Source organism: Candidatus Auribacterota bacterium, assembly GCA_026392035.1.
Lineage (GTDB): Bacteria > Auribacterota > Tritonobacteria > UBA1439 > UBA1439 > JAPLCX01.
This window is the reverse complement of sequence record JAPLCX010000021.1, coordinates 1-10344: the sequence shown is the minus strand read 5'-3', so window position 1 is coordinate 10344 and position 10344 is coordinate 1. Positions and strand designations below refer to the sequence as shown.

At 56.8% G+C, this 10344-nt stretch carries 8 protein-coding genes; 6 read left to right on the top strand and 2 right to left on the bottom strand.

Translation table 11 applies throughout. From position 1 onward, the window contains the following. Positions 1 to 376: 376 nt before the first annotated feature. From NTX71_02145 to NTX71_02130, 4 genes are all read left to right on the top strand, one after another. A complete protein-coding gene (locus tag NTX71_02145; GenBank protein ID MCX6338704.1) occupies positions 377 to 1714 on the top strand; it encodes an NAD(P)-dependent oxidoreductase in 1338 nt (445 codons plus the stop codon). A 177-nt stretch (positions 1715 to 1891) separates the two neighbouring features. After that, positions 1892 to 3133, top strand: a complete 1242-nt coding sequence (preA, locus tag NTX71_02140) for an NAD-dependent dihydropyrimidine dehydrogenase subunit PreA (protein MCX6338703.1) — start codon at positions 1892 to 1894, stop codon at positions 3131 to 3133. Positions 3134 to 3215: 82 nt separating this feature from the next. Beyond that, the gene (hydA, locus tag NTX71_02135) at positions 3216 to 4616 is read left to right on the top strand and encodes a dihydropyrimidinase (protein MCX6338702.1); all 1401 of its coding nucleotides are present in this window, start codon (positions 3216 to 3218) and stop codon (positions 4614 to 4616) included. Between the two features lie 192 nt (positions 4617 to 4808). Further along, positions 4809 to 6122, top strand: coding sequence for an aspartate aminotransferase family protein (locus NTX71_02130; GenBank protein ID MCX6338701.1), 1314 nt, complete (start codon positions 4809 to 4811; stop codon positions 6120 to 6122). 102 nt (positions 6123 to 6224) lie between these two features. Here NTX71_02130 and NTX71_02125 read toward each other — a convergent pair whose 3' ends face one another. Beyond that, on the bottom strand, positions 6225 to 7160 hold the full coding sequence (locus tag NTX71_02125; GenBank protein ID MCX6338700.1) for a tetratricopeptide repeat protein: 936 nt from the start codon (positions 7158 to 7160) through the stop codon (positions 6225 to 6227). 156 nt (positions 7161 to 7316) lie between these two features. Here NTX71_02125 and rplC point away from each other — a divergent pair, with 156 nt between their 5' ends. Further along, positions 7317 to 7997: a 50S ribosomal protein L3 gene (gene rplC, locus NTX71_02120; protein ID MCX6338699.1), complete on the top strand. Its 681-nt coding sequence runs from the start codon at positions 7317 to 7319 to the stop codon at positions 7995 to 7997. Between the two features lie 114 nt (positions 7998 to 8111). Further along, the gene (locus NTX71_02115; GenBank protein MCX6338698.1) at positions 8112 to 9077 is read left to right on the top strand and encodes a nitronate monooxygenase; all 966 of its coding nucleotides are present in this window, start codon (positions 8112 to 8114) and stop codon (positions 9075 to 9077) included. Here NTX71_02115 and NTX71_02110 read toward each other — a convergent pair. Next, positions 9074 to 10144 carry a WG repeat-containing protein gene (locus tag NTX71_02110; GenBank protein MCX6338697.1) on the bottom strand — a complete coding sequence of 357 codons (1071 nt, stop codon included), beginning with the start codon at positions 10142 to 10144 and terminating at the stop codon, positions 9074 to 9076. The two genes, NTX71_02115 and NTX71_02110, sit on opposite strands and share 4 nt — an antisense overlap. Positions 10145 to 10344: the final 200 nt, after the last annotated feature.

The following is a 10344-nucleotide window of genomic DNA, read 5'->3' as shown; positions in this document are numbered from 1 at the left end:
ACATACACGTTGTCACCGTGCAGATCCAATCCACCGTACAAGGCCATCGCAGCCTCCTTTCCGGCTCGCCGTCGCCGAGCCACCTTGCACAGAGATTGTACACTTGTTCTTTTCGCCTTTGTATGATTATCAGTTTTGCAGGGGTAACGGTAAATGATGTTCGCCACGGATTTTCACGGATAACCACACGGATGGCCGTAGATGAAGCTTTCTTTTCATCTGTGAATATCCGTCATAATCCGTCCCGCTTAGCGGGATCCGTGGCCCCCCTCTATAAGTGACCCCTTACCTACCTGCTCACAAAGCTGTGGCGCGGACCGGATGGGCGGTGATATAATATGAAGTCTTTGAATCAATCCAATAACGGAGGTTCGCCATGAGCGGTTTGACGAGTTCGATCGAACGTCCCGTCAAGGAAAGACTCAAGGATTGGAAGGAAATTCACAAGCCGGTTTCGCACACCATCGCCTACAAGGAGGCAATCCGCTGCAACTTTTGTTTTGAAGCTCCCTGCACCGCCGGCTGCCCCGCAGGCGTGGACGTCAGCGCATTCATACGCAGGATTAACGTGGGAGACACGCGAAGCGCGTTGCGCATCATCAAGGACGCCAACCCCTTCGCGGGAGTCTGCGGAAGGATATGCCCCGCGGAGATATTTTGCATCGGTGAGTGCCGAAACAAGTACTCCACGGCTCCCACGGACATCGCCGCCCTCCAGCGCTACGTTGCCGATGTCGAGCTCGTGAGGGGATACCGCATCCCGGAAATCAAAAAGAGCAGGGGCGCCAGGAAAGTTGCCTGCATCGGCGCCGGACCGGCCAGCCTCGCCTGCGCCGTGGAGCTCGCCAGGAGAGGACATGACGTGTCCGTGTTCGAGCAAAACAGGAAGCCGGGGGGTATGCTCACCTATGGTATCCCTTCCTACCGGCTCAGCCAGGACATCGTGGACGCCGAGATTGAGCAGATAAAAAAAATGGGAGTAAAAATCCTCACGGGCAAGAAAATCACGAACATCAAAAAGCTCAAAGCCGCGGGCTACGCCGCCGCATTTGTCGGGGCGGGGGCGTGGAAATCAAAGTGGCAGAATATCGAGGGGACGAGGCTCAAAGGCGTGTGGGATGCGATGGAATTCCTCACCGCGGCGAAGTTCAATCGCTCCAAGCCACGCATCGGGAACACGGTGGCCATTTTCGGCGCCGGCAACACGGCGATGGACTGCGCGGGGACTGCACTGCGCCTCGGGGCGAAACGGGTGATCATCATCTACCGCCGCGGCAGGGCGGAGATGCCGGCGTGGGAGAGCGAGGTGGCGCTCACCTTCAAAGAGGGGACGGAGTTCATGCTGCTCACCGCGCCGAAGAGGATCCTCGGCAAAAATAAGGTCGAGGCGGTGGAATGCATCAAGATGAAGCTCGGCCCCAAAGACGAGAGCGGACGGCCTCGCCCCATCCCCATACCCGGCTCGGAATTCACCCTCAAGGTTGACACCGTCATCCAGGCGCTCGGCCAGGAAACGGACAGGGAGCTCTTCACCCAGCTCGGCCTCCGCACGGATAAACATGGATGTATAAAGACGAAGAAAAACGGCCTCACCAGCATCCCGGGCGTCTTTGCGGGCGGAGACGCCGTGAATGGGGGGGCGACAGCCGTCGAGGCAGTCGCGGCCGGCAAGACTGCCGCGGAAGCGATTGACAGGTACCTCAAGAGGAGATAACAGAAGCTATCGAGCAATCCCCTCGACTTCGGTTCCCTCGAAACAGCAGCTCGGGACCTTCGGCGGGACAAGCTCGCTATCGAGTCACCGCATAAGCGATGAGACGTGAGTCGGGAGATAGTGCGCATGCCCGAGCCGCGAGTCACGGGCGACACGCGACGAAATACAGGAGGCATCATGGCAACCACAACCGTATCTGAGCTCCTCAGCGTCGACTTCTGCGGCCTGCAATTCAAAAACCCGTTTATCCTCGCCTCTGCCCCCCCCACGACGACGGGAGAGATGATCATGCGCGCCTTCGATGCGGGGTGGGCGGGCGCGGTCATCAAAACCGTCGTCCCCGAGGGGGAACCGGTTATCAATGTGGCGCCTCGTCTCGCCTCCCTCACCTATGAAAAGAAGCGGATGGCGGTCCTCCAGAACATAGAGCTCACCACCGACCGCGGCCTGAAGGTCTGGCTCAAGGAAATGGGCCAGATAAAAAGGCGCTACCCGTCGCACATCGTCATCGGGAGCATCATGGCCGCCGGATCGGTGAAAAAGGACTGGCATGAGCTCACCAGGCGCGTGCAGGACGCCGGGGCGGACATGATAGAGTGCAACCTCGGGTGCCCGCACGGCATGCCCGAGCGCGGCATGGGGAGCGTATGCAGCCAGGACCCCGAGATCACCAAGCACATCACCCAGTGGGTCAAGGACGTTGCGCGCATTCCGGTGATGATCAAGCTCACGCCAAATATCACGGATATCAAGGTGACCGCGAAGGCCGCACAGGCCGGCGGCGCCGACGCGATATCCGCGATCAACACCGTCGCGGGCCTCCTCGGCGTGGACCTCGATAAAATCGAGCCGTTTCCGTCGGTGAACGGCTTCAGCACCTACGGCGGGTGCTCCGGGCCGGGGATGAAGCCGATCGCGCTCAGGGCTGTCTGCGAGATCTTCAAAGCCACACACTGCCCCGTATCGGGGATCGGCGGGGTGAGCACGTGGCGCGACGCCGCTGAGTTTATCCTGCTCGGCGCGACCACCGTTCAGGTCTGCACCGCCGCGATGCACTGGGGCTACCGGATCATCGAGGACCTCTGCGAGGGGCTGGCCAACTACATGGAGGATCACCGCTTCAGCTCCATCGCCGAGATGGTCGGCCTCGCCGCACAAAAGATGACCACGCATGAATCGCTCAGCCGCAGCTACCGGCTCGTTTCCAGCATTGATAAGGATCTCTGCATCGGCTGCGGCCTCTGCCACATCTCCTGCAGGGACGCAGCGTACCAGGCGGTTAAATGGGACGCGAAGAAGCGCGAGCCCACCGTGGATGAAGAGCTCTGCGTCGGCTGTGGCCTCTGCTCGCACGTATGCCCCATCGACGGATGCGTCGTACTCAAGGAGTCAAAGGTACCGTTGAAGAAACAGCTATAAGCGGTAAGCCGTATGCTATAAGCCGAAAGTGCAATTCCTGCTTACAGCTTATAGCTTGAAGCTTGTCGCTATAAGAGGTTCTATGAGTGCCATCATAAAGGGAGGCACGCTCGTCACGGAGTCCGATGTGTTCCAGGGAGACCTCGTCATGGACAAGGGGAAGATCGTCGCGATCGGCCATGACTTCACCCCCCAGCCGGGAACGGAGGTCGTGGACGCGCGCGGCAGATACGTCATGCCGGGCGGGATAGACGCCCATGTACACTTTCAGCTCCCCTTCTGCGGAACGGTCTCATCGGATGATTTTGTGAACGGCACCAAGGCCGCGGCGTGCGGTGGCGTGACCACAGTGATTGATTACGCCATACAAGTAAAGGGGCGGCCCGTCATGGAGGCCGTGAAGAATCGCCGCGCGGAGGCGGACGGAAGGGTATGTATCGACTACTCGCTGCACGCCGGCCTCACCGACTGGAGCGAAAATTCCCCCCGGGAGTTGGAGCAATTGATCGATTACGGGATACCCACCATCAAGATGTTCATGATATACAAGGACCAGGGCTGGATGGCAGATGATTTCACGCTCTACCGCGCGCTTGAAGAAACCGCGCGGATCGGCGCGATGATCGAGCTTCATGCGGAGAGCGTCTTCGTGATGGACGGCCTCATTAAGAAATACCACAGGGATTTCAAAAAGCTCGGTGCGTGGGGACACGTGCTCTCACGCCCGCCGTTCGTCGAGGAGGAGGCGGTCCAGAGGGCCATCAAATGGGCAGAGGTCACGAACGGGCGCGTCTACATCGTCCACATGTCCGCGGGTGCCGCCGCGGACGCGGTCAAGGCGGGCCAGGAGCGCGGCGTCAGCGTGTACGCTGAGACATGCCCGCAGTATCTCCTGCTGGACGATTCGGTCTTCAAGAAGAGGAACGGCCACTGCTACGCCACATGCCCCCAGATCAAGAAAAAGGCTGATGCCGACCGCCTCTGGCGCGGCGTGATCAACGGCGAGGTATCCCTCATTGCCACCGACACGTGCACCTTCACCACGAAGCAGAAGGCCATGTGGCACGGCGATTTCACCAAGATCCCCTACGGGATGCCCGGTGTTGAGACCATGGTTCCGCTGATGTACGCGTTCGGAGTGGGGAAGAAGCGCTTCTCACTCAATCGATTCGTTCAGCTCGTGAGCGCCAACCCCGCCCGCCTGCACGGCCTCTACCCGCGCAAGGGGACGCTCACCATCGGCGCCGACGCCGACGTGGTCATCTTCGACCCCAAGAAGAAGTTTGTGATCAGGCCTGAGCGCCTCCAGACGAACTGCGACTGGTCGCCCTACGATGGCTGGAAGCTTACCGGCTGCCCGGCGATGACCTTCAGCCGCGGGCGCCTCGTTGCGCGGGGGGGGAAATTCGTCGGCGAACCAGGCTGGGGCCGGTTTGTCCGGCGCGAGCCTTGGGGAGCTATCGAAGGAAGGATAAAGAAATAGGCTTACTTCCAACTTCAAATCTCAAAATTCCAAACAAATCCAAAATCAAAAATTCCATATTCAAAAGAAGAGACTTATGGGCAGATGACAATTCGGGCGTCATTGATTGGGATTCGGAAGTTGGGATCTGGGGTTTGTTTTGAAGTTTGAAGTTTGGATTTCGAGGTTCCATCTCATAGAAAGGGGAATGCAATGCCAGAGAAGAAGCTCACGTTTGATGAGATCAAAAAGATGAGGGAGGAGTATCTCCTCCCGAGCACGATGACCTATTTCAGCACGCCGTTGAACATCGTGCGGGGCGAGATGCAATACGTCTATGACGACCGCGGCAGAAAATACCTTGACGCGTTCAGCGCCGTCGTCACCATCAGCGTCGGACACTGCCACCCCGATATCGTCCCCAAGGTGGTACAACAGCTGCAGACGCTCCAGCACATGACCACGCTCTACTACCATCCCGTCATCGTCCGCTACGCGCAGAAGCTCGCGAGCGTCATGCCGGGTGAGCTCAAGGTTAGTTTTTTCACCAACAGCGGCTGTGAGGCCAACGAGCTCTCGGCGCTCCTGGCAAAGAATTACACCGGCAACCAGGAATTCCTCGCCCTGCGCCACTCATTCCACGGCAGGACGCTCATGGCCATGAGCCTCACGGGGCAGTCCGCCTGGCGCCACAGCCTCCCCTACGTCTTCGGCGTCTCGCATGTCCCCGCCGGCTACTGCTACCGGTGCCCCTACCACCTCACCTACCCCGCGTGCGATCTCGTGTGCGCCCGGCAGGTCGAGGAGATCATTAAATACAGCACCTCCGGCCACATTGCGGCATTCATAGCCGAGCCGATCCAGGGTTTCGGGGGCGTGGTCTGCCCACCTAAGGAATATTTCAAAATTGCCTACGATATCGTCCGCAGGTATGGGGGCATTTGCATTTCCGACGAAGTGCAAACCGGATTCGGGCGCACCGGCGACAAGATGTGGGGAATCGAGCAATGGGGCTGCATCCCCGATATCATCGTCATGGCTAAAGGGATCGGCAACGGCGTGCCGCTGGGCGCCGTGACGACCACCAGAAAAATCGCCGAATCCATGCGCGGCAAGGTGCACTTCAATACCTACGGCGGGAACCCCGTTTCCATGACGCAGGGGCTGGGAGTCCTGGAGGTTCTCGAGAAATACAACTATGCGCACAACGCGAAAGTGATGGGCGATACACTCATGGGGGGGCTCAAGGAGCTCCAGGATAAGCATCCGATGATAGGCGACGTGCGCGGCATGGGGCTCATGCTCGGGATCGAGCTCGTGAAAGACCGCACGACAAAGGAACCCGCGGCGAAGGAGACGCTGCATCTCATGGATCTCTGCAAGGACATGGGCCTGCTCGTCGGGAAAGGGGCGATGGCCGGCAACGTCATCCGCATCAAGCCGCCCCTCTGTATCGATGGCGGCGATGTCGATTTTATCCTCAAGACCCTCGATACGTGCCTTGGGACCGTCGAGAAGGGGATGTAGTCGAGGGGCAAAAAAAGCTGAACGGGCAATACGGCGAGGGAGCAAGTCGGCGAATCTCTTTCTCCTCTCGCACCGGGTCGCCGTTTCGCCCAATCGATTCTTTCAGTATCCTCCCAGCAATTGCACATTGTGCCGTGCCCGGCGCGCCAGGTCTGAGCCGCGTTCTGCGCTTTCCATCGCCCTTTTAAAATAGTAGAGGGCGTCTTCCCTCATACCCAGCCTCGAGTACGCACATCCCAGACCGTAGTAGGCCGGGGCATAGCCACGGCTATACCAGAGTGTCTTTTTGTACTCGATGATTGCCTCGCGATATTTTTCATACGCCCGCGGGCTATCTCCCGACGCTTCCAATCTCTCCGCCCACTTCTCACAGGTTATCCCGAGGCCGTAGTGGGCCTCGACGCTACTCGCACTGCACGATATCGCCTCCCGGTAATCCCTTGCGGCGAGATCAAACATATTCCTGTTCAAGTAAATTTTAGCCCGCTCAAGATAGGCCTCCACGAACTCATCGTTGTCTACTATCAAACTGCTCACGATGAGCAACGCCTCCTCGTCCAATCCCTTTGCCTCGAGCGCCCTCGCCTCGTCGAGGGCATCGTCCTGCGTCTCCCGGGCAGAATCGAGAGGAGCCTGTTGCCATGCGGCGCACTGATCATGCTGGCGGGGAGATGATGTGCCCTGCTGAATAAGATTTTCCGTGGCGCCCGCGCGGCCGGGAGACATCTGCCCGCCGATCTGATCCCTCTCTCCCCCTCCCCGAGGGTGCGTACCAGAATGCCTACCCCTCTCAGGCCTGCGGGAGAAAAAATCGATCAGATGAAGCTCCCCCGGGCCCGCCTCATTTTTGGCAATTGTTGCCGCGCCGCCATACAGCACCATCATGCCGGAAGGAGCTGAAATGGGGCCAGATGCATCGAGGATTGGTCGCGCGCAGAACAGATACGCTGCCGCGCAGCGGAGGACAATAGAGCGGCACATCGGCACTCCCCCTTTTGCTTTTTCCTTTTTTATGATACCATAGAATGGCCGTAGCAATCCAGGATCCCGCCTCCGCACAACCGGAGGGCATCCCACGGTTACGCAACAGGGGGCCATAGGTGGTTTATCGCCATGTAAAAGGGGAGCCACACAAATATATAGTTGCAGTGCCCGATTATTTTTATATAATAACCAGCTTCAATGGAGAACGATATGAGAAATTATACAATGGGCCTCCTGGGCAAAAAGCTTGGCATGACCCAGATATTCACCGATGATGGCAAGGTTGTTCCCGTCACCGTCGTACAGGCCGGGCCATGCGCGGTTGTCCAGGTAAAAACAGGGGATACGGCGAACTACAGCGCCATCCAGCTCGGTTTCGACGAGGGCAAGGCCGCGTCATTCACCAAACCGCTGAAAGGGCACTTCGCAAAGGCGAAGACGGCGGCGTTCAAGCTGCTCAGGGAGATACGCCTGCCGTCCGATGAGATCAAAAACTTCAGCGCCGGCCAGGTCATCGGGGCTGATATCTTCGACGCGGGCGATTTCATCGATGTCAGCGGCACGTCGAAAGGAAAAGGATTCGCGGGGGTGATCAAGCGCCACCATTTCAGCGGCTTCCCCGGTTCACACGGCACGCACGAATGTTTCCGTCACGGGGGTTCAGTCGGCCAGCATACGTTTCCCGGCAGAATCTTCAAGGGCCTCGGAATGCCGGGGCATCTCGGCGCCGCACGGAGCACCGTTCAGAACCTCCAGGTGGCCAGGGTGATCAAGGATAAGAATCTCCTCCTCATCAGGGGCGCTGTTCCCGGCGCGAGCGGGGGCTATCTGGTCATTAGAAAAGCAATCAAGAAGAAGCCGAAAGCGGCAGGCAAAAAAGGAGGTTACTAATGGGTTCACAGGATAAGGCTAAACACGAGCTCAAAAAGAAGCCTGAGAAGACATTGAAAGAGAAGCGCCGCGAAAAGAAGGAAAAGAAGCGCATCTACTGATGCAAAGGCTGTCGTGAACTACCGAGAGCTCTTTCGCGAGAACCGGCTCTGCCGCCTCTTAGGGATAGAGTATCCCATCATCGGCGGTGGGATGACATGGGTTTCTGACGCGAGCTTGTGCGCGGCTGTCTCAGAGGCCGGAGGCGTGGGCATCCTCGCCGCGGGCAATCTCCCACCCGATCTTCTGAGAGAGCAGATCACACATGCCAGAAAACTTACACGGAAGCCCATCGGCGTTAACCTGGTTGGCATCTCTCCCAATTTCTCTTCGCATCTGGATATCGCCCTCGCACTCCGCCCCGATCTGGTTACCCTCGGAGCCGACCCCAACTTTCAAGAGCACATCGCCGCGCTCCTGGGGTGCGGGATCAAGGTATTTCCGCTCGCCGCTTCAGTCCTGATGGCCACACTCGCCGAAGAGGCAGGGGCTCAGGCCGTGATCCCCGAGGGGCAGGAAGCGGGCGGGCATATCAGCAACGTCTCGACCATGCCGTTCATTCCTCAAGTTGTTGACGCGGTCACCATCCCCGTCATCGCCGCAGGCGGCATCGGCGACGGCCGGGGTATGGCCGCCGCATTCGCCCTCGGCGCGGAGGGTATCCAGATCGGCACCGCCCTGATCGTCGCCGATGAATGCGGCGTGCACGAAAACTACAAGCAGGCGGTGCTCAACGCGGAGGACCGCTCCACCGCGGTCACGGGCATCTCCATCGGTAAGCCGGTGCGGGCGCTCCGCAACAAGCTCACGCGACAGCTCAGGAAGATGGAGGATGAGGGAGTCCCCTGGACAGAGATCGAGCTTTTGGCCGCCGGCAAGCTGCGGGAAGCCGCCCAGGAAGGCAACGTGCGCGAGGGATCGGTCATGATGGGCCAGGTTGCCGGATTGATTAAGAAGAAAGCTCCTGCAAAGGAGATTATTGAAAATATACTGACAGGCTTCGCGCAAACAATTAAAACGCTTGACTCAAAATATATCTAAAGTTTAAGCTGGCATTGTCTGCGCGGCGGTTCTGCCTCTTTAATAAGACTTCCCTTTTTATCAATGTACCAATACCTCCCGTCAATTTTTACGCGCGCGTAACCTGTCTTCGGTACAAAGATGTCCGCCCTATCAAATCGAGGCTCAATAATTACCTTCCCCTGTTTATCAATATAACCCCACTTATATTTGCCGACGCAAAATACCGGGGCCAAGCCTGTAGAGAAGAATCCGGCCTCTTTAAATTGGGGCTTAATTACACATTGTCCGGTTCTATCAATATATCCCCATCTGTCATTTCCCACTCGTAAGCTTCCCGCTTTCCCTATACGGACTGCCGCCATCCCTTCAGAAAAATGCCTGCAGTAGTCATATTGTGGTTTAACAATGCAATTACCGCTCTTGTCTACGAAGCCCCATTTGTCACCAAGTTTCACCGCAGCGAATCCCTCTGAAAAAAAGCGTGCATCATCGAATTGTGGCTTAACAATGGAATCCCCGCTTTCGTTTATAAAACCCTTTTTGTCACCAATTTTTACTATAGCGAATCCCCTAAAAAAAAGGCGTGCATCATCGAACTTCGGTTTGACGATAAAACTCCCGCTTTTGTCTATAAATCCCCACTTGTCACCAATTTTTACTGCAGCGAATCCATCCGAGAAATAGCGTATCGAATCGAACTTCGGTGGTATTACAAATTTACCACTCCTATCTATATACCCCCATGCTCCTGGCGCCGACTCCACTTTAAAATCCTGCCAGCGCTGTCGGCCCTTGACTTGTATCTCAACCACTTTGCAATCAACACATGCTTTCGCAAGACCATCGTAAAATAATGAAACCCAACCGAACTTCGGCTCAATAACAGTTTCGCCTTTCTCATTAACAAACCCATATTTATTTCCGATCTTTACTCTCTTTATATCCTTATAGGTTTTGGACAAGAATTCCGTGGATGGTTCTTGAGCCGTGTGCTCCTCTTTTTCATCTCCGTCTTCTGATTTTGCAGGCTTACAGTCAATGCATGCACAAATACATAATAAGAACGGAAGAAATGCCCTTCTCATGTGTAAATTCCTTGATTCACTGTGAGGATTGCAAAATAGAATAGGGGGATTCCCCGGGCTACTAATACAAACGTCTTAAATAAAGTGACATAGTGGGCTTTTCGTGCTAATCTTAAAGCATGAAAAATCCCACATTAAATCTAACGCATTCGGAAGCAACGAAAGAAAACCTGTTAAAACTGGCCGACAAGATTCCCGGA

Coding starts and splice junctions, on each gene's coding strand:
- hydA (MCX6338702.1), top strand. CDS start 3,216: ATGAGTGCCATCATAAAGGGAGGCACGCTCGTCACGGAGTCCGATGTG.
- preA (MCX6338703.1), top strand. CDS start 1,892: ATGGCAACCACAACCGTATCTGAGCTCCTCAGCGTCGACTTCTGCGGC.
- NTX71_02110 (MCX6338697.1), bottom strand. CDS start 10,144: ATGAGAAGGGCATTTCTTCCGTTCTTATTATGTATTTGTGCATGCATT.
- NTX71_02130 (MCX6338701.1), top strand. CDS start 4,809: ATGCCAGAGAAGAAGCTCACGTTTGATGAGATCAAAAAGATGAGGGAG.
- rplC (MCX6338699.1), top strand. CDS start 7,317: ATGAGAAATTATACAATGGGCCTCCTGGGCAAAAAGCTTGGCATGACC.
- NTX71_02145 (MCX6338704.1), top strand. CDS start 377: ATGAGCGGTTTGACGAGTTCGATCGAACGTCCCGTCAAGGAAAGACTC.